This window comes from Pseudomonas sp. TE3899 (assembly GCF_056279105.1).
This window is the reverse complement of sequence record NZ_JBWBQR010000001.1, coordinates 4,440,209-4,460,478: the sequence shown is the minus strand read 5'-3', so window position 1 is coordinate 4,460,478 and position 20,270 is coordinate 4,440,209. Positions and strand designations below refer to the sequence as shown.

Below are 20,270 nucleotides of genomic sequence, written 5' to 3'. Positions count from 1 at the left end.
CGGGAACGTCCTTGTCGTGAAATTTCACGGGTTTACTGGAAAGGGATCAGTCGAAATTCATGAAGCAATCGTGCTCGGCGTAATGCCCGATTGCTTTGAGCAGTTCGGAGTCTGTCACTGACGGTTTGTGGTGCAACGCGCTCATCACCACATCCTCCAGTAGTTCGTCGCTGAACCAGAACTCCAGCCCTTGGTGGACGACAAAGTCCGGGTAAATTTCTTCGTCGTTGTCGGTGATCTGGGGAAAGGCGTCGATCACGCACAAGGTCTGCAAGGTGATGGTGCTGGAGTCCTGAGCGCCATAGACACAGAAATGCAGGGTTTTTTCCTGTTTTCTGAGTATCGCGATCAGTTCGCCGACGCTGAGATGCTGTTGGTAATGCATGGAACGTCCCTGTTCATTGAGTAAGCGTTTACCTGATGGATCTCACGACGAACAACTGATCTCCAGATGCTTGCCCCACTCCGGCGGCCGCTCGGCGTAGCTTTCCATCCCGGCTTGCTCCTCGAACGGGTTGCTCAGCACCGCATGCAGGCGACGAACTTGCGAGTAGTCACCGCTCTCCGCCGCATCGATGGCCTTCTGCGCCAGGTAGTTGCGCAGGATGTACAGCGGATTAACCGCATGCATCCGAACCCGGCGCTGTTCTTGATCAAGCGGACCTTCGCGGCCAACCCGGGCCACATACTGCTCGCCCCAGGCATCAAAGCCCTTGATATCAACGAAGTCATCACGCAAGCGAGCGACGGCCAACTCGGCTGATTCATCCCCCAAACGACGGAAGAACAGCGTGTAATCAACGCCACTGTTCTGCATCAATTGCAGCAGACGCTCCAGCAGTTTCTGATCGTCATCTTCAGCGGTGGTCAGGCCGAGGCGGCGGCGCATCAGGTCGAGGTAGTGAGCCTGGTACAGCGGCAGGTACAGGCCGAGGGTTTCGCGCAGGGCGTCGACGCTGATGAACGGCGTCAGGGCCTGGGCGAGGGCGCTGAGGTTCCACTGGCCGATCGGCACCTGGTTGCTGAAGGAGTAGCGGCCCTGGTCGTCGGAGTGGTTGCAGATGAAGTTGGCGTCGAAGTCGTCGAGGAAGGCGAACGGGCCGAAGTCGAAGGTGATGCCCAGGATCGACATGTTGTCGGTGTTCATCACCCCGTGGCAGAAGCCGTAGGCCTGCCATTTGGCGATGAGTTCGGCGTTGCGCTCGACGATTTCGCGGAACATCGCCAGGTAGGGTTCCGGCTGTTCCAGGCATTCGGGGAAGTGCATGGCCAGCACGTGTTCGCCGAGAGCCTTTTGCTGTTCGGGGCGCTTGGTGTAGTAGAAATATTCGAAATGGCCGAAGCGCACGTGGCTCGGCGACAGGCGCAGGACCATGGCCGCGCGTTCCTGTTTCTCGCGCCATACCGGCGTATCGGAGCCGATCACGCACAGGGCGCGGGTGGTCGGAATGTTCAGGGCATGCAGCGCTTCGGAGGCGAGAAACTCGCGGATCGATGAACGCAAAACCGCTCGTCCATCGCCCATCCGAGAGTAGGGCGTCTGACCGGCGCCCTTGAGGTGCAAGTCCCAGTGCTCGCCCGCTTCGTTGTACACCTCGCCCAGCAACAAACCGCGGCCATCGCCCAGTTGCGGATTGTAGGAACCGAATTGATGCCCGGAATAGACCATCGCCCGGGGTTCGGCTTCGGCCCAGAGCTTGTGCCCGCCAAACAGTTCGGCGAACACCGGCGTCTCGGCCACGGCCGGGTCCAGGTCCAGCAGCGCCATGGCGGCGGGGCTGGCGATCACCAGTCGCGGCGCAGCGATGGGCTCGGGCAGCACGTGGGTTGAGAACGCATCGCCCAGGCGGGCGAAGCGATTGTCGAAGGTCAGTTCGTCGAGGGCTTTCAACGGCCATCTCCAGCAGAATGTCCGAGCATTCTGCTAGGGATAAGGCGGTTAGTCGAGTTTGGTCGGAGGCGGCTCTTGTTCCGGAACGTCGGGCGTGGACTCAAGGGGCGCGTCACGGGGCGCTTCGCGGGAGATGATGGTTTTGTTCTCTTCCTCGACCGGTACCAACTTGTATTCCTGGCCGTGAAGGTTCTTCAGGTACACCTCCATCTGCCGGAACGAGATGTTGATGTGCTGCTTCTTGAACTCGCGGTTGATGAAGCGGTTGACCTCATCGAGCACCGGGTTCCGGTCGCCGAGGTCGCGCACATGCATGCGCAACTCGTGGTCGAGGGTGCTTTCGCCGAAGTTCAGGAAGTACACGTGTGGCTCGGGTTCCTTGAGCACTCGCGGGTTTTCCCGGGCGGCTTGCAGCAACAAGGCTTTGACCAGGTCCAGGTCCGAGCCGTAGTCGACGCCGAGCTTGAGGGTCACCCGGGTGATGGTGTCGGTCAGGGACCAGTTGATCAGTTGCCCGGTGATGAACGTCTTGTTCGGGACAATGATGTCCTTGCGGTCGAAGTCGGTAATGGTCGTGGCACGAATGCGGATCTTGCTCACCGTGCCGGACAGGTTGCCAATGGTGATGGTGTCGCCGATCCGCACCGGGCGTTCGAACAGGATCATGATGCCGGAGATGAAGTTGGCGAAAATCTCCTGCATCCCGAAACCGATACCCAGCGAGAGCGCGGCCACCAGCCACTGCAATTTGTCCCAACTGACGCCGAGGGTGGACAGGGTGGAGACGAAACCAACGCCGGCGATCACGTAGGACAGCAAGGTGGTGGTGGCGTAGGCGCTGCCCTGGGCCAGGTTCAGCTTTGACAGCACCAACACTTCCAGCAGCCCGGGCAAGTTGCGCGCCAGGGCGAAGGTGATGCCGATGATGATCAGCGCGCCGAGCAAGTCGCCGATGCTGATCGGCACCATGCTCAAGTTGGCGCCCGTGCCGCTGGTGTATTCGTAGAGGGTCACGTTGTCCAGGTACGAGAACACTGAGATCAGGTCCGACCAGACCCAATACAGCGCCGCGATGAAGCCGGCCAGCAGCGCCAGGCGGATCAGGCGCAGCGACTGTTCGTTGACCTTTTCGATGTCCAGCGTCGGCTCTTCGATCACCGCTTCGCCTTCGCCAGCCTCTTTCGCCGCCTGGCGTTTGGCCAGGGCACGCTGATACGCCAGGCGCCGCGCCGCCACACTCAGGCCGCGCACGAACGTGGCTTCGATCACCAGCCAGAACATCAGCAGGTACAAGGTGTTGATCAACCGGTCGCTGAGTTTCAGCGCGGTGTAGTAGTAGCCGAAGCACACGGCGACGAACAGCGCGACCGGCAGGACGGTGAACATGATCCCCACGGCCTTGCGGAACAGCGACGCGCTCTCATGGGTCGGGCTGCTGATCAGCAAGCGACCGAGCAGCCAGGCCATCAAGGCATAACAGGTCAGCACTACCGGCATGCCCAGCACGTCATCGGCCAGTGCCGCCGGTTGCAATTCGGCGACGGCCACCACCGCAACCAGAGCCATCACGACCAGCCCGAGACGCCGGACCCAGCCTTGCAGGAATTCGACCTGGGGTTTTTCCCAGCGGAAGTGCAATTCGGCCACGCCACCCGGCGCGAGGATCCGGTAGGCGGTGTAGAACACCAGCCAGGCCTGGCCCATTTGCAGAAGTGCCGCGCCCATATTGGCGTTCTGCCCACGGGCGTCGATCTGCAAGGCCAGGCCACACAAGGCCAGGCCCAGCGCCACCGGCATCGCCAGCAGGATATTGATCAGGATCGCCTGGGGCGTATGCCACTGGCTGTCACGCTTGAAGTGGCCGATGTCCTGGTGAACCTTGTTCAGGCGGGCATATAGACTCTTGCGGCGCCACAGCAGGGCACCGATCAGCAACACCAGGGGCAGGAACAGCAGCGGTCGCTGAACCAGGCCATCGCTCAATTCGCTCAGGCTCGAGGTCCATGGCAGCGTGGTGACTTGCCGTTGCAGACGCTCCGGCACGGCGTGCATCCATTCCAGGTCCAGCGGTTTGTTGCTGGGGATCCAGAACATCTGCTCGTCGAGGGTCGCCCGCAGGCTTTGCGCGGTGCTGAGCAATTGTTTCTGGTTGAGTTGCAGGGTGATCGATTCGTTGAGTACCGCGCTCAATTCCCGGTTCAGGCGTTCCAGCAGGTCGGCACGGGTATTGGCCAGCTCCAGCAGGTTCTTGCGTAACTGCGGGGTGACTTGCTCCGGCGGTTGGGTAGCCAGCAGGTTGTCGACATAGGTCGCCGGGTTGCTGAGCAGTTCGCGCTGTTGGCTGACTTCAAATTGATACAGACGAATGTCGGCGATCTGGTCCGCCAGGTCGCGGTCGAGCTTGAGGCGCGGCAGGGCCTGTTTCTGTTTATAGAGAATCTTCGACAGCAGCAGGCTGCCCTTGAGCACGTTGATCTGCTCGTCCAGGGCCGAATCGCTCTGGGTCACACTGTCCAGCTGTTGCTTGGTTTGCAGGTTTTGCTGGGTGACTTCGTTGAGGCGGTCGGTGCTTTTGAGCAGGTAGTCCGAGAGCTTGAGGTTGGCCGCGCTTTCGGTGGCCAGGAGGCTGCTGCTGCCGGACTTCTGCGCTTCGATGGACTGTTGGGTCACCGTCTCTTGGGACTGGGCCAGGCGCTTCTGGTTGATCAGGGTTTGCAGTTCCTGGATTTCCTGATCCTGGCGCGCGACTTTTTCCGAGAGCAAGTCGTGCTGGCTGTTGCCCAGATCCTGCAACTGGCTGTTGCCGGCCAGTTCCTGGCGGCGCAGCGGGATCAGCGCGTTGAGCGCCGCGAGTTCGGCGTTGAGCTGGTCACGCTGCTCGATGCTCAAGGCCTTGCCGTTGTCTTTGCCGGCCTTGAGGATGTTGTTGATCTGCTGGATACGCGTCTGGCTGCCGGCGATCTCCGCCTGGGCGCGCTCGGGGCGGGTCTGGGCGGTGATGATCAGGCTGTTGGCGTCGGCCAGGGCTTTTTGCAGATTGCCTTGTTGGGTGGAACGCTCGGTCAGCATCTGTTCGAGTTGCTGGATCGACGAATTGGCGTAGCGTTGCTCGATCGGCACGACCTTGGTGCCCTTGAGCCGGGCCAGTTCGCGCTGGTTTTCAATGTTCTGCTTGGGCGCGGTGGCCAGTTGTTGCTTCAGATCGATCAGTTTCTGATCGTAATCGCGCTTGCTGTTGAGCTGGGTCAGCGTGCTCTGCAGGATGTTTTGCAGCGCCTTTTGATCGGCTTCCGGCAGTTTGCGCTCGGCGATCCGGTCCAGGCTGCCCTGCACGGCTTCGCTGGACGGCGGTTCCGCCGCTTGCAAGGTACCGATGGAGAGACTCAAGCCCAGCAGGGCAATGGCAAACAAAGAGCGCAGGGTTGGCATAGAGACCGATCGATCAGGTGAAAAGAATGGCAGTTTAGAGGAAGAGTCCGGGACCCGGGCGACTTCCTTCGGGGAATCTGACGCCCACTTTGCCGATCTTGTTCCCTTCCATGACCGCGACCGTCCAAATGGTGTTGTTCCACTCCACCTGGTCGCCCACGACCGGTGCACCGCCGACCTTCTGGGCAATGAAGCGGCCCAGGGACATGTCCGGATCGATGCCTTCGACTTTCAACCCGTACAGCGCAGCAACCGCGGCCAACTGGGCGTCTCCTTCGAGCACGAAGTCGCCGAAGAAACGCAAATCCAGACCCCGTTGCGGTGCCTGGCTGAAGAGTTTTCCGAGGGCCGTCAAGTTGTGTTCATGGCCGATCACGCAGAGCAAATCGTCGACTTCCAGCACCGTACTACCCGACGGATGGAGCAGTTGCTGGCCACGAAACAGCGCCGCGATACGGGTGCCTTCGGGCATTTTCAGTTCACGAAGGGGCGAGCCGATGCACCATTTCTCGGCGCCGAGGCGGTAAACGAACAGCTCCCACTCGCTGGTGACGTGAACTTCCAGCGCCGAGCGGGAGATCGGTGCCGGCTCCGGTGGGACGGTTACCTTCAGCAGTTTGGCGACCCACGGCAGGCTTGTGCCCTGTACCAGCAGCGACACCAGCACGATAAAGAACGCGAGGTTGAAATACAGCTGGGCGTGCGGCAGCCCGGCCATCAGCGGGAACACCGCCAGAATGATCGGCACCGCGCCGCGCAGGCCGACCCAGGAAATGAAGGCTTTTTCGCGACCATGGAAGGCTTTGAACGGCAGCAGGCCGACCATCACCGACAGCGGCCGCGCGAACAGGATCATCCACAGCGCCAGGCCCAAAGCGGGCAGGGCGATCGGCAGCAAGTCGTGGGGCGTGACCAGCAGGCCCAGCACCAGGAACATGCCGATCTGCGCCAGCCAGGCCATGCCGTCGAGCATGTGCAGAATGCCGTGGCGGCTGCGCACCGGGCGGTTGCCGATCACCAGCCCGCACAGGTAAACGGCGAGGAAGCCGCTGCCGTGCAAGGCGTTGGTCAGGGCGAACACCAGCAGGCCGCCGGCAATCACCAGGATCGGGTAGAGGCCGTTGGCCAGGTTGATGCGGTTCACCAGTTGCAGCATGACCCAGCCGCCGCCCAAACCGATCACGCCGCCGATGCCGAATTCACGCACCAGATGACCGAGCAGGCTCCAGTGCAGGCCGGTCTGGCCGCTGGCGAGCATGTCGATCAGGGTCACGGTGAGGAACACCGCCATCGGGTCGTTGCTGCCGGATTCGATTTCGAGGCTGGCGGTCACCCGTTCGTTCAGGCCCTTGCCGCCCAGCAGCGAAAACACCGCTGCGGCGTCGGTAGAGCCGACAATGGCGCCGATCAGCAAGCCCTGGATGATGTTCAGGTTGAACAGCCACGCTGCGGCCATGCCGGTCAGCCCGGTGGTGATCAACACCCCGACCGTGGCCAGCGACAGCGCCGGCCACAACGCCACGCGGAAACTGGAGACCCGGGTGCGCAAGCCACCGTCGAGCAGGATGACGGCCAACGCCAGGTTGCCGACCAGATAAGCCGTGGGGTAGTTATCGAAAATAATGCCGCCGCCGTCGACGCCAGCGGCCATGCCCACGGCCAGGATAATCACCAGAATCGGGATACCGAGGCGGGACGAAAGGGAACTCACCAGAATGCTTGCACCTACCAGCAACGCGCCGATCAAGAACAGGCTGTTGATGGTCGTCGCATTCAAAGGCAATACTCCAGAAAGCTGAAAGGCGGACAAACTGACCATGCAGTCTGCGTGCCAGCGATTCTAACCTGTTGAAATGTGATGCTGTCAAAAAGGTTTTGACGGTGTGGTGTCGATCGGTTCCACGCTCTGCGTGGGAATGCCTCAACGGACGCTCCGCGATCGGCTCTTGATGGGACGCGGAGCGTCCCGGGCTGCATTCCCACGCAGAGCGTGGGAACGATCAATCAACCTGTAGGAGCTGTCGAGTGAAACGAGGCTGCGATCTTTCCGGCAGTGATGCGATCTTCGTTTAGAGGCTAAACCGCCCAACCATGTTGTTCAGGTCCAGCGCCAACCGCGACAGTTCATTGCTCGCCGCACTGGTCTGATTCGCCCCGGTCGCCGATTGCACCGACAGATCGCGAATGTTCACCAGGTTGCGGTCAACCTCGCGAGCCACCTGCGCCTGCTCTTCGGCCGCGCTGGCGATCACCAGGTTGCGCTCGTTGATCTCGACAATCGCACTGTTGATCGTGTCCAGCGACATCCCGGCACCACGGGCAATGTTCAACGTCGACTCGGCGCGCTCGGTGCTGTTACGCATCGAATCCACCGCGTGTTCGGTGCCGCTCTGGATGCTGCCGATCATGCGTTCGATTTCGCTGGTGGACTGCTGGGTACGGTGCGCCAAGGCACGAACCTCATCCGCCACCACCGCAAAACCACGCCCGGCTTCACCGGCACGGGCCGCTTCGATCGCGGCGTTCAGGGCCAGCAAGTTGGTCTGGTCGGCCAAGCCACGAATCACGTCCAGCACTTTGCCGATGTCGCGGGATTCGTTGGCCAGATCGCCGATCAGGGTCGCGGTGCTCTGCACATCGGCGCTCATGCGTTCGATGGCGCTGACGGTTTCCTGCACCAGGTCACGGCCGTCACCGGCGGAAGTGGTGGCGTTTTTCGAGGCTTCGGACGTGCTCACCGCGTTGCGCGCGACTTCTTCCACGGCGCTGGTCATTTCATTGACTGCGGTGGCGGCCTGTTCGATTTCGTTGTTCTGCTGGGTCAGGCCACGGGCGCTTTCGTCGGTGACGCTGTTCAGCTCTTCAGCGGCGGAGGCCAATTGCGTGGCCGAGCCGGAAATCCGCTGCAGGGTATCGCGCAGCTTGTCCTGCATTTTCGACATGGCCGCCAGCAAGCGACCGGCTTCGTCTTCGCCATCGACCGTAATCGGACGTGTCAGGTTGCCCTCAGCAATTTCTTCCGCAGCGCTCAAGGCGTTGGCGATGGGCTTGGTGATGCTGTTGGTCAGCAGCCAGGCGAACAGCAGGGTCAGGCCGGTGGCGATCACCAGCAGTGTGATCACCAGGTTAAACGACGACGAATACTGATCGCTCGCCCCTTGATCGGTCGCGGCAATCTGCTGGGTATTGATCTCCAGCAGCTTCGCCAAGGCATTGTTGACCGCCTCAGAGTTGGCCAGCAGTTCGGTGTTGAGCATGCTGCGCAACTCATCGATCTGGTTGTTGCGCGACAGGCTCTTCATCCGGTCTTCGAGTTGACGGTACTGCGCCAGCAACTGCACGTACTGATCATAAGCCGCACGTTCCTGCGGGCCGTCGATCAATGGTTCGTAAACCCGCTGGGCGTCGCGGATCTGCTGGTTACGCACCTCGAACAGGTCCATGGTTTTCTGCTGCACGTCCGGTTCGCGGTTGATCAGCAAACGGTAGGACAGCACGCGCAGGCGCAGGGTCAGTTGGGTGAACTCGTCCAGGCTCTTGATGCTCGGCACGCTGGCGTTGGCGATGTCTTCGCCGGCCGAGCGAATTTTGCTCATCTGGTTCAGGGCGAACACACCCAGAATCAGCATCAGGGCGCCAATCAGGGCAAAACCGAGGAACGCGCGCGGCGCGATATTCATATTACGAAGGGACATGGTGTTTACCGTGAAAGCGCATCCGTGCGGGGCTGAGACTGCTGTATGAGTGACTTATCGGTTCTACGACTAAAGTCTTGAGCCCCTGCGCGTATTTGTCGCACGCGGGTTGCGGCGACGAAGTGCAGGAACCAGATCCGCCAATCACAGTCTTTAAAGCTCGCGAGCAAGGTTGCCCGCCAGGAAAATCAAGGCCTTGCGCCCCAATAACCCTGGCATCCGTGGTGACTTTTCTTTATCGTACGCGCCCTTTGAAAAAGCTTGGAAAATCAAAATGTTGGAAGCATCCCTGAGTCAATTGGAACAACTGGTCAGCGACCTGGTGCAACAGAACCAGACTCTGCTCGGCACCAACCAGACCCTGAGCGCCGAACTGGCCCAGGCCAAGGATGAAAACGAAAGCCTGCAACTGAGCCTGATGGAACAGGAAGAGAAACAAGGCGCCACCGCCGCCCGCATCCAGGCCCTGGTCGAGCGCGTCAGCGCCGGCCCTGTCAGCGCATGAATCAGGGCGCCGCAGGGGTAAAAGTCGTCTCGATCCTGGGGGAGGACTATTCGATCAAGGCGCCGGCCGGGGAAGAGCAAACCCTGCTGGACGCCGCCATGATGTTGAAGGCTGCCCTGGCCGACACCAAACGCAAATACCCGACGTTGATCGGTGATCGTTTGCTGGTGCTGGCGGCGATGAATCTGTGCTCCCAGCAGATCGAAATGAAAAAGCAGCACCAGCAGGAACTCGACCGTTACCAAGAGCAAGTCAGCGCCACGGTTGAAGTAATCGCCAAGACGATCAATCAGGCCTGATCAGTTTGCGCACAACCAAAGAATAAAATTGTCGTTTGCGTTGTATACAATCGGCACGGCTGTTGCAGTGTTTCAGCCTCTTATTCTTTGGGGGTGCTCCATGCAGTTCTGGCGACGCAGTATTCAATGGCAGTTGATCCTGAGTATGGGCACCGCCCTGCTGGTCAGTATTCTGATCGTGGTTGGCGTTTATACCTTGGTGGTCAACCGTCTCGCCCAGAGCTATCTGGTCGAACAGGCGCTGCCGTCGAGCATCGAAGCGATGCGCAACGACATCGAACGCATCCTCGTGCAACCCCTCACCGCCGCCAAGGACATCGCCAGCAACAGCATGGTGCGCGACTGGTTGGCCGGGGGTGAAAACAGTGCCCAGACCGACACCTTCGTGAAGTACCTGGAAGGCATCCGCGCCGAGCACAAGGCCTTTACCGCACTGATCGTCGGCACGGCGTCCAACCACTACCTCACGGAAAAAGGCCTGGACCGCACCCTCAGCCGCTCCAACCCGAAAGACGCCTGGTTCTACACATTCCTCGACAGCAACCAGCCGCGCACCCTCAATATCGATAACGACACCGCGACCGGAGAATTGGCGCTGTTCATCGACCTCAAGGTCGAGCAGGCCGGTAAAGTCGTGGGCGTTGCGGGCTTGGGGCTGAGCATGAAAGAGCTGTCGGAGCTGATCCACAACTTCAACTTCGGAGCGCGCGGCAAGGTCTATCTCGTGCGTTCCGACGGTTTGATCCAGGTTCATCCCGAGGCGCAGTTCAGTGGCAAGCGCACGTTGGCCGAGCAAATTGGTGGCCCGGCGGCCCAAGCGGTGATGGGTCAAAAAGTTGCCACCAACAGCAGTTTTGTCCGCGATGGCGAAGATTTTCTGGCATTGAGCCTGCCGCTGCGGGATCTCGGATGGACCTTGGTGGCCGAAGTGCCTCAGTCGCAGATCTACGCCGAAGCCCGCCGCGCGATGTGGACCAGCAGCGCAATCGGCCTGGCGGTGGCGCTGGTGTGCCTGATGCTGGTGGTGTTGCTGGCCCGTGGCTTGGTGCGACCGATTCGTCAGGTAACAGCGGCACTGGTGGCCATCGGTAGCGGTGGTGGAGATTTGACCCACCGGTTAGATTCCAGCCGCGCCGATGAACTGGGCGACCTGGCCCGGGGCTTCAACCGCTTCCTGGAAAGTCAGCGCGAGATGATCGGCGAAGTGCTGACCACCAGCGAACGTCTGCGTACCGCCGTCGGCCAAGTGGCGAAGGTGGTGGACAACACCGCCGAGCGTTCCGGGCGTCAGCAGGAAATGACCGACATGGTGGCCACCGCTGTCCACGAAATGGGCCTGACCGTGCAGGAAATCGCCCAGAACGCCGGCAACGCGGCGGTGGCATCGCAAAGCGCTCGCGATGAAGCGCTGCAGGCGCGGGAAGTGGTCGGTGGTTCGATCCGGCATATAGAAAGCATGTCCGATGAAATCGGTGTCGCGGCCACGGCGGTGGGCGAGTTGGCGCATCAGGTGGCGTCTATCGATCAAGTGCTGGCGGTGATTCGCGGGATTTCCGAGCAGACCAACCTGTTGGCGCTCAATGCTGCGATTGAAGCGGCGCGGGCCGGGGACATGGGGCGCGGCTTTGCGGTGGTGGCGGATGAAGTGCGCACGTTAGCCAGACGTACACAGTCGTCCACCGACGAGATTCAGCAGATGATCGGCAGCCTCAAGCAGGGCGCGGAAAACGCTGTGTCGTCGATGCATTCGGGGCAAGCCGCGACCGGCACCGGCGTCGAATCGAGCCAGCGTACCGGGACCTCGTTGACGGCGATTACCGGGCAGATCGAGCGCATCAGCGACATGAACCATCAGGTGGCGACGGCGACCGAAGAGCAGTCCGCCGTTACCGAAGAAATCAACCGCAACGTGCAGGGCATTTCCGACCTGGCACGGGCGACGGCGGGAGAGGTCAGGGCGTGTCGCGAGGATTGCCAGACGTTGCAGCGCTTGGCGGATGATTTGGCGCGGCAGATGGGTGGGTTCAAACTCACCTGACTGATCGTTCCCACGCCGAATGATCGTTCCCACGCTCCGCGTGGGAATGCCTCCTGTGACGCTCCGCGTCACGCTGTTAATGGGACGCGGAGCGTCCCGGGCTGCATTCCCACGCAGAGCGTGGGAACGATCGGTCGGTGTTTCCGACCTGGCACGGGCGACGGCGGGGGAGGTCAGGGCGTGTCGCGAGGATTGTCAGACGTTGCAGCGCTTGGCGGATGATTTGGCGCGGCAGATGGGTGGGTTCAAGTTGAGCTGACCCATCGTTCCCACGCCGAATGATCGTTCCCACGCTCCGCGTGGGAATGCCTCCTGTGACGCTCCGCGTCACGCTGTTAATGGGACGCGGAGCGTCCCGGGCTGCATTCCCATGCAGAGCGTGGGAACGATCGGTCGGTGTTAGAACCACTCGTCCTGCATGCTCAGACACACATCATCCCGCGCTTCCAGAATCGCCAACTCATGGTGACAACCCGGCACTTCCCACGTCAGGAAATACCGCGCGGCCTGCAACTTGCCCTTATAGAAGCTCACATCCGCCGCATTACCCTTGGCCAGCCCTTCCTCGGCGCGAATCGCCTGCTCCAGCCAGCGCCAGCCAATCACCGTGTGACCGAACACTTTCAGGTACAGCGCCGAGTTCGCCAGGCTGCTGTTGACCTTGCCCTGGCCCAGATCCGTCAGCAGGCCGATGGTCACGGTTTGCAGGCGTGCAACCAGTTTCTCCAGCGGCTCGCGCAGTGGGGTCAGGGATTCGTGGGCTTGGGCGCGCTCGGCGGTGTGGGCGATCAGGCGAATCAATTGCTTGAGGCCGGCACCACCGTTTTGCGCGAGTTTGCGACCGAGCAAGTCCAGGGACTGTATGCCGTGGGTGCCTTCATGGATCGGGTTCAGCCGGTTGTCGCGGTAGTACTGCTCCACCGGGTATTCGCGGGTGTAGCCGTGGCCGCCGAGAATCTGGATCGCCAGTTCGTTGGCCTTCAGGCAAAACTCCGACGGCCAGGATTTGACGATCGGCGTGAGCAAATCCAGCAGTTCATGGGCCTGCTTGCGTGCGTCTTCGGTTTCAAGGGTGGTGGTGTCATCGAACAGTCGCGCCGCGTACAGCCCCAGGTCGAACGAACCTTCGACGTAGGCCTTTTGCGTCAGCAGCATACGTTTGACGTCCGCGTGCTGGATGATCGCCACCGGCGCGGTGTTCGGATCCTTGCTGTCCGGCACCCGGCCCTGCGGCCGCTCGCGGGCGTACTCCAGCGAGTACAGATACCCGGCGTAACCGAGCATCACCGCGCCCATGCCGACGCCAATCCGCGCCTCGTTCATCATCTGGAACATGTAGCTCAAACCGTGGTGCGGCTTGCCCACCAGATAGCCGACACACTCACCGTTATCGCCGAAGTTCAGCGCGGTGGAGGTCGTGCCGCGCCAGCCCATCTTGTGAAACAACCCGGCCAGCAACACGTCATTGCGCTGACCGAGGCTGCCGTCATCGTTGACCAGAAACTTGGGCACGATAAACAGCGAAATCCCCTTCACCCCGGCCGGTGCGTCCGGCAACTTGGCCAGCACCATGTGCACGATGTTTTCCGACAGCGGATGGTCGCCGCCGGAAATGAAGATCTTGTTGCCCTTGAGTCGATAAGTGCCGTCAGACGCCGGCTCGGCCCGTGTACGAATATCCGACAACGACGATCCGGCGTGGGGTTCGGTCAATGCCATGGTGCCGAAGAAGCGACCGTCGATCATCGGTTGCAGGAAGCGCTGCTTCTGTTCCTCGGTGCCGAAACTTTCGATCAGGTTGGCCGCGCCCATAGTCAGGAACGGATACGAGGTCGACGCCGCATTGGCGGATTGGAAGTGGGCAAAACAGGCTTGGGACAGCAGCGTAGGCAGTTGCATGCCGCCGGCGTCGAAACTTCGCGCGGCGTTGAGGAAACCAGCCTCGAGGAACGCATCCACCGCCGGTTTCACCTCAGGAATCAGAATCGCCTGACCGTTCTCATAGCGCGGCTCGTTCTCGTCGCCCTTACGATTGTGCGGGGCGAAGAACTTCTCGGCGATGTTGCGGGCGGTGCCGATGGCGGCGTCGAACGTCTCGCGATTGTGCTCGGCGAACCGCTCACGCTGGGTCAGGCCCTCGGCATCGAGGACTTCGTACAGCTCAAAAGCCAGATTGCGGGAACTGAGCAACGTCTCGGACATGTCGACCTACCTTTAAAAAGTATGCCGCAGTCTAGGTTGGCTTATAAAAATGGGGAAGGAAGATAGATGGGGGTGATGGGGCGGCACAAGTTACAAGCTTCAAGCTGCAAGTAAAAGCAGTTTGCTTCTACTTGCAGCTTATAACTTGCCGCTGCTGCTTAGCCGATGGTCATCAGACTGGCATTGCCTCCAGCAGCAGCCGTGTTAACGCTCAACGCCCGCTCGATCACCAACCGCTCCAGCGCAATGTTGGTCTCGCCCTGGGACAACCCGTGAACCCCGACAATCGCCCCGGCACGCTTGGCCACTTGCTGGCACACCGCACGCAACTGATCGGAATGGCCATGATGCAGGACCGCATCAAACACCACTTCGTCCTTGTTCCAGTCGGAAACCAGCTTGATCCGCGCCTGAACTTCCTTCGGCAAACGTGCGAACAAGGCCTTGGTCAAGTCAGCCTCCGGCCAGACCGCCGAACCGCCCACCGCCAATACCGCCGCCAGTTGCGTCAGCAGATCGCCTTCGACTTCCGCCAGGCACAGCACGTGTTCGCGCGGCAGGATGGCGTAGCTGTTGCGCTCGCCGGTCGGGCCAGCGAGGACGCGGGTGATCCCGCTTTGCGATTGCGCGGCGAACTGCACGCACAAGGTGCTCAGGTCGGCAAACTTGTGGCTGTCGGCCCAGGTTTGCAGGGCGGTCAGCGGTTTGCTCATGGCATCGCGCAAACGCACATCCGGCGCAGCGATGGCATCACCGCGAGCGAAGGATTGTTCGATCGCATCCGTAGGACGGGTCGACAGCAGACGGTACAGGTACAGCGGGCCACCGGCCTTCGGCCCCGTGCCCGACAAACCTTCACCACCGAACGGCTGCACGCCAACCACGGCGCCAACGATGTTGCGGTTTACGTAGACGTTACCGGCATTGACGTTGTCGATCACCTTGGCGATGGTCTCGTCGATCCGGGTGTGTACGCCCAGGGTCAGGCCGTAGCCGGACGCATTGATCTGGCCGATCAGTTGGTCGATGTCTTTGCGCTTGTAGCGAACCACGTGCAGCACCGGGCCGAAGATCTCCCGTTGCAGTTCGTCGAAGCTTTCCAGTTCAATCAGCGTCGGCATCACGAAGGTGCCGCGTTTGACTTCTTCGGCATCGGCGATAGCCACCTGGTACACGTTGCGACCTTTGTCGCGCATGGCCTGGATGTGCTTCTCGATGCCGGCCTTGGCTTCGGCGTCGATCACCGGGCCGATGTCCACGGACAGGCGCTCAGGGTTGCCGAGACGGCATTCAGCCATGGCGCCCTTGAGCATTTCGATGACACGGTCGGCGGAATCTTCCTGCAAGCACAACACACGCAGAGCCGAGCAACGTTGACCGGCACTGTCGAAGGCCGAGGACACCACGTCGATCACCACCTGTTCGGTCAGTGCCGACGAGTCGACAATCATCGCGTTCTGGCCGCCGGTTTCAGCGATCAGCGGAATCGGACGCCCCTGTGCATCCAGACGACCGGCGACGTTACGTTGCAGCAAACGCGCGACTTCGGTCGAGCCGGTGAACATCACGCCTTTAACCCGATCGTCACCCACCAGACGGGCGCCAACGGTTTCGCCACGGCCCGGCAGCAGTTGCAACACGCCTTCCGGAATACCGGCTTCGAGCAGCAAACGCACGGCTTGAGCGGCCACCAACGGGGTTTGTTCCGCAGGCTTGGCCAATACCGGGTTGCCGGCGGCGAGGGCAGCAGCCACTTGGCCGCTGAAGATCGCCAGCGGGAAGTTCCACGGGCTGATGCAGACCACCGGACCCAATGGGCGGTGGGCGTCGTTGGTGAAATCGTTGCGTGCCTGCACCGCGTAATAACGCAGGAAGTCCACGGCTTCGCGCACTTCGGCGATGGCGTTGGCGAAGGTCTTGCCGGCTTCGCGAGCCAGCAGGCCCATCAGCGGCTGAATCTCGCCTTCCATCAGATCGGCGGCGCGTTCCAGGATCGCGGCGCGTTCGGCGGGCGGGGTGGCCTGCCAGATTGGGCCAGCATTCAGTGCGCACTGGATCGCGTTGTCGACGTCTTCGACGGTGGCTTCCTGGACATAGCCGACCACGTCACGCAGGTCGGACGGGTTCAGAACTGGCGCAGGAGTTTCAGTGCTGGACGTGCAACCGAGCATCGGCGCGGCTTTCCAGCTGTTATGTGCGGTGGCCAGCAGGGCGCAGGACAGCGAAGCCAGACGATGTTCGTTGGCCATGTCGATGCCGCTGGAGTTGGCGCGCTCGGCACCATAAAGGTCGCGGGGCAGCGGGATACGCGGGTGCGGCAGGCCGAAGCCGCCTTCCACCGTCGCCATCTGCTCGATGCTGGCCACGGGATCGGCCACCAACGCCTGGATCGAAATCGACTGATCGGCAATCTGGTTGACGAACGAAGTGTTTGCGCCGTTTTCCAGCAGACGACGTACCAGGTACGCCAGCAGTGTTTCGTGAGTACCGACCGGTGCGTACACGCGGCACGGACGATTCAACTTGCCTTCGGAAACTTTGCCTACAACCTGTTCGTACAGCGGTTCACCCATGCCGTGCAGGCACTGGAACTCGTACTGGCCGGGGTAATAGTTCTGACCGGCGATGTGGTAAATGGCCGACAGGGTGTGGGCGTTGTGCGTGGCGAATTGCGGGTAGATGACTTCCGGCACCGACAGCAATTTGCGGGCGCAAGCGATGTAGGAAACGTCGGTGTACACCTTGCGGGTGTAGACCGGATAGCCTTCCAGGCCTTCGACCTGGGCGCGCTTGATTTCGCTGTCCCAGTACGCGCCTTTTACCAGGCGGATCATCAGGCGATGACGGCTGCGGCGAGCCAGGTCGATCACGTAATCGATCACGTACGGGCAACGCTTTTGATACGCCTGAATCACGAAACCGATGCCGTTCCAGCCGGTCAATTGCGGCTCGAAGCACAGGCGTTCGAGCAGATCCAGCGACAGCTCGAGGCGGTCGGCTTCTTCGGCGTCGATGTTCAGGCCGATGTCGTATTGCTTGGCCAGCAAAGTCAGCGACAGCAGGCGCGGGTACAACTCGTCCATCACACGCTCGTACTGCGCACGGCTGTAACGCGGGTGCAGGGCCGACAGTTTGATGGAAATGCCCGGGCCTTCATAAATCCCACGACCGTGGGAGGCTTTGCCGATCGAGTGGATGGCTTGTTCGTACGAGGCCAGGTACTTCTGCGCGTCGTGCTCGGTCAGTGCGGCTTCACCCAGCATGTCGTAGGAATAACGGAAGCCCTTGGATTCGAACTTGCTCGCATTGGCCAGGGCTTCGGCGATGGTTTCGCCGGTGACGAACTGCTCGCCCATCAGGCGCATGGCCATGTCGACGCCCTTGCGGATCATCGGCTCGCCGCTCTTGCCGATGATGCGGCTCAGGGACGAAGTCAGGCCCGGTTTCGTTGTGGGTGGCGACCAGTTTGCCGGTCAGCAGCAAGCCCCAGGTGGCGGCGTTGACGAACAGCGACGGGCTGTTGCCCAAGTGTGGCTGCCAGTTACCGGTGCTGATCTTGTCGCGGATCAGTGCGTCACGGGTGCCTTTGTCCGGGATGCGCAGCAGCGCTTCGGCCAGGCACATCAGCGCCACGCCTTCCTGGGACGACAGGGAAAATTCCTGCAGCAAGCCCTGAACAATCCCGGCACGGCCGCCAGCGCTTTTCTGATTGCGCAGTTTGTCGGCAATCGAGGAGGCGAGTTTGTTGGTGGCTTCGGCCATTGCTGCTGGCAGGCGTGCCTGTTCGATCAGCATCGGCACCACTTCCGGCTCAGGGCGACGGTAAGCGGAAGTGATTGAAGCGCGCAGCACCGATTGCGGCAGGATGCTTTCAGCGAATTCGAGGAAGCACTGATGGGCGTGATCCGTTGGCGCATCGACGGCGTCGTCGGCATCCTTGGGTCAAACCGCTCAGCTCGGTCAGGGTTGCACCACCCTCGAGTTTTTCCAGGTAATTGAAAATTGCCTGCTTGATCAGCCAGTGCGGCGTGCGATCAATCGAGGTCGCGGCAGCCTTGAGGCGCTCGCGGGTTGGGTCGTCAAGTTTGACCCCAAGGGTGGTGGTAGCCATATTTTTATCCTCATGTTTGCCACGACTGCGTGGCATCAGCTGGCGGCAAGATTAGCTGTGCGCTGGCAGAGGTGCAACCGGGTGCAACCCTTTTTTTGTCGGAATAATAAGCAGCTCGTCAGGAATTAAATTCCGGTACGAACGTGCCGCTTCTGCTTGGTGCTTTTGCTTCTAGTAAATGGCCAGGACTGCTCTAAAAAGGAGCAAAAACTAGGCTTTTTCACGAAAATCCGACTAGGTGCAACTTATTCTCAAGAAATGGGTTGCACCTCATTTGGATTGTTGAATAGGATTCGCGCCCAAGGTGCAACCGGTCAAAAAAAGACAGGAGTACCGGCTGATGGCTTTCCTGGGGAAACATCAGTCATAAATGCGCGGGGCTGGAAACCGTCTGAACAAACAGTGTCGTTTGTCGGCGTTTCACACTTCGCCACTACATAAAAACAAAGCCAGGGCAGCATTCGAATGAGCGTAAGCAATCCAACCCTGATCACGTTCGTGATCTACATCGCAGCAATGGTGCTGATCGGCTTCATGGCCTATCGCTCCACCAACAACCTTTCTGACTACATCCTGGGCGGTCGCAGCCTGGGCAGCGTCGTGACCGCGCTTTCCGCCGGCGCTTCCGACATGAGTGGCTGGTTGCTGATGGGCTTGCCCGGCGCCATCTACATGTCCGGCCTGTCCGAAAGCTGGATTGCCATTGGCCTGATCGTCGGTGCCTACTTGAACTGGCTGTTCGTGGCCGGTCGCCTGCGGGTGCAGACCGAGCACAACGGCGACGCGTTGACCCTGCCGGACTACTTCTCCAGCCGTTTCGAAGATAAAAGCGGCGTGCTGCGGATCATCTCCGCCATCGTGATCCTGGTGTTTTTCACTATCTATTGCGCTTCCGGCATCGTGGCCGGTGCCCGTCTGTTCGAAAGCACCTTCGGCATGTCGTACGAAACGGCGCTGTGGGCCGGTGCTGCGGCGACAATTGCCTACACCTTCGTCGGCGGTTTCCTGGCCGTGAGCTGGACCGATACCGTACAAGCGACGCTGATGATCTTCGCGCTGTTGCTGACGCCGGTCATCGTGCTGCTGGCCACTGGTGGCGTTGACACCACGTTCCTGGCGATCGAAGCGCAAGACCCAAGCAACTTCGACATGCTGAAAAACACCTCCTTCATCGGCGTGATTTCGCTGATGGGCTGGGGTCTGGGCTACTTCGGCCAGCCGCACATCCTCGCGCGTTTCATGGCGGCGGATTCGGTCAAGTCGATTGCTAAAGCACGCCGCATCTCCATGACCTGGATGATCCTGTGCCTGGGCGGCACCGTCGCGGTAGGCTTCTTTGGCATCGCCTACTTCTCGGCTCACCCTGAGCTGGCCGCGCCGGTAACCGAAAACCACGAACGTGTGTTTATCGAACTGGCAAAAATCCTCTTCAACCCATGGGTTGCTGGTGTGTTGCTGTCGGCCATCCTGGCGGCCGTAATGAGCACCCTGAGCTGCCAATTGCTGGTGTGCTCCAGCGCGCTGACCGAAGACTTCTACAAAACCTTCCTGCGTAAAACCGCTTCCCAGGTCGAGCTGGTCTGGGTCGGTCGCGCCATGGTGTTGCTGGTTGCCCTGATCGCCATCGCGTTGGCGGCCAACCCGAACAACCGTGTACTGGGGCTGGTCAGCTACGCCTGGGCCGGTTTCGGCGCTGCGTTCGGTCCGGTTGTGTTGATCTCGGTGATCTGGAAAGACATGACCCGCAACGGCGCACTGGCCGGCATTCTGGTCGGTGCAATCACCGTGATTGTCTGGAAACATTTCGAACTGCTGGGTCTGTACGAAATTATCCCGGGCTTCATCTTCGCCAGCCTGGCGATCTACATCGTCAGCAAGCTGGGCGCGCCGACCAAAGGCATGCTGATGCGCTTTGCGGCGGCTGAAGCGGATTTCCGCTTGAACAAGTGATGATTTAACGCCAGCGCTTGTAGGAAAGCGGCCCGTCTCCTTTGGAGGCGGGCCGTTTTTTTTTGTTTGCGGGCAAGCCTCGCGCCTACAGGGTTCAGCTCACGATCCAGCGCAATCCTGTAGGAGCGAGGCTTGCCCGCGAAGGCGTCT

At 60.7% G+C, this 20,270-nt stretch carries 9 protein-coding genes and 3 pseudogenes; 4 read left to right on the top strand and 8 right to left on the bottom strand.

Features of this window, described 5'->3' with window-relative positions:
* Positions 1 to 46: 46 nt before the first annotated feature.
* The 6 genes and pseudogenes from ACZ89E_RS20265 to ACZ89E_RS20240 form a co-directional block, all read right to left on the bottom strand.
* Complete coding sequence (locus ACZ89E_RS20265; RefSeq protein ID WP_476256325.1) at positions 47 to 385, bottom strand: DUF7716 domain-containing protein; 339 nt, start codon at positions 383 to 385, stop codon at positions 47 to 49.
* A 42-nt stretch (positions 386 to 427) separates the two neighbouring features.
* On the bottom strand, positions 428 to 1,891 hold the full coding sequence (gene selO / locus ACZ89E_RS20260) for a protein adenylyltransferase SelO (protein ID WP_476256324.1): 1,464 nt from the start codon (positions 1,889 to 1,891) through the stop codon (positions 428 to 430).
* Positions 1,892 to 1,939: 48 nt separating this feature from the next.
* On the bottom strand, positions 1,940 to 5,320 hold the full coding sequence (gene mscK, locus ACZ89E_RS20255) for a mechanosensitive channel MscK (RefSeq protein ID WP_476256323.1): 3,381 nt from the start codon (positions 5,318 to 5,320) through the stop codon (positions 1,940 to 1,942).
* Between the two features lie 34 nt (positions 5,321 to 5,354).
* Positions 5,355 to 7,097, bottom strand: coding sequence for a potassium/proton antiporter (locus tag ACZ89E_RS20250; protein WP_149659208.1), 1,743 nt, complete (start codon positions 7,095 to 7,097; stop codon positions 5,355 to 5,357).
* A 292-nt stretch (positions 7,098 to 7,389) separates the two neighbouring features.
* A pseudogene (locus ACZ89E_RS20245) lies at positions 7,390 to 7,989 on the bottom strand (methyl-accepting chemotaxis protein); the annotation flags it as partial.
* Positions 7,990 to 8,292: 303 nt separating this feature from the next.
* Positions 8,293 to 8,949 (bottom strand): annotated as a pseudogene (locus ACZ89E_RS20240) (MCP four helix bundle domain-containing protein); the annotation flags it as partial.
* A 340-nt stretch (positions 8,950 to 9,289) separates the two neighbouring features.
* Here ACZ89E_RS20240 and ACZ89E_RS20235 point away from each other — a divergent pair.
* From ACZ89E_RS20235 to ACZ89E_RS20225, 3 genes are all read left to right on the top strand, one after another.
* Positions 9,290 to 9,520, top strand: coding sequence for a hypothetical protein (locus ACZ89E_RS20235; RefSeq protein WP_008149645.1), 231 nt, complete (start codon positions 9,290 to 9,292; stop codon positions 9,518 to 9,520).
* Positions 9,517 to 9,819 carry a cell division protein ZapA gene (locus ACZ89E_RS20230; RefSeq protein WP_123402505.1) on the top strand — a complete coding sequence of 101 codons (303 nt, stop codon included), beginning with the start codon at positions 9,517 to 9,519 and terminating at the stop codon, positions 9,817 to 9,819. Before ACZ89E_RS20235 ends, ACZ89E_RS20230 begins: the two co-directional genes overlap by 4 nt.
* A gap of 100 nt (positions 9,820 to 9,919) precedes the next feature.
* Positions 9,920 to 11,857 carry a methyl-accepting chemotaxis protein gene (locus ACZ89E_RS20225; protein WP_476256322.1) on the top strand — a complete coding sequence of 646 codons (1,938 nt, stop codon included), beginning with the start codon at positions 9,920 to 9,922 and terminating at the stop codon, positions 11,855 to 11,857.
* A 399-nt stretch (positions 11,858 to 12,256) separates the two neighbouring features.
* Here the strand turns inward: ACZ89E_RS20225 and ACZ89E_RS20220 are convergent, their stop codons facing one another.
* Positions 12,257 to 14,059 (bottom strand): acyl-CoA dehydrogenase, encoded by a 1,803-nt coding sequence (locus ACZ89E_RS20220; RefSeq protein WP_149659211.1) that lies wholly within the window; start codon positions 14,057 to 14,059, stop codon positions 12,257 to 12,259.
* A gap of 158 nt (positions 14,060 to 14,217) precedes the next feature.
* Positions 14,218 to 18,170, bottom strand: a pseudogene (gene putA, locus ACZ89E_RS20215) (trifunctional transcriptional regulator/proline dehydrogenase/L-glutamate gamma-semialdehyde dehydrogenase).
* A gap of 465 nt (positions 18,171 to 18,635) precedes the next feature.
* Here putA and putP point away from each other — a divergent pair.
* Positions 18,636 to 20,120 carry a sodium/proline symporter PutP gene (gene putP, locus ACZ89E_RS20210; RefSeq protein ID WP_476256321.1) on the top strand — a complete coding sequence of 495 codons (1,485 nt, stop codon included), beginning with the start codon at positions 18,636 to 18,638 and terminating at the stop codon, positions 20,118 to 20,120.
* Positions 20,121 to 20,270 lie beyond the last annotated feature (150 nt).

Coding starts and splice junctions, on each gene's coding strand:
- ACZ89E_RS20230 (WP_123402505.1), top strand. CDS start 9,517: ATGAATCAGGGCGCCGCAGGGGTAAAAGTCGTCTCGATCCTGGGGGAG.
- ACZ89E_RS20235 (WP_008149645.1), top strand. CDS start 9,290: ATGTTGGAAGCATCCCTGAGTCAATTGGAACAACTGGTCAGCGACCTG.
- mscK (WP_476256323.1), bottom strand. CDS start 5,320: ATGCCAACCCTGCGCTCTTTGTTTGCCATTGCCCTGCTGGGCTTGAGT.
- ACZ89E_RS20265 (WP_476256325.1), bottom strand. CDS start 385: ATGCATTACCAACAGCATCTCAGCGTCGGCGAACTGATCGCGATACTC.
- putP (WP_476256321.1), top strand. CDS start 18,636: ATGAGCGTAAGCAATCCAACCCTGATCACGTTCGTGATCTACATCGCA.
- ACZ89E_RS20225 (WP_476256322.1), top strand. CDS start 9,920: ATGCAGTTCTGGCGACGCAGTATTCAATGGCAGTTGATCCTGAGTATG.
- ACZ89E_RS20220 (WP_149659211.1), bottom strand. CDS start 14,059: ATGTCCGAGACGTTGCTCAGTTCCCGCAATCTGGCTTTTGAGCTGTAC.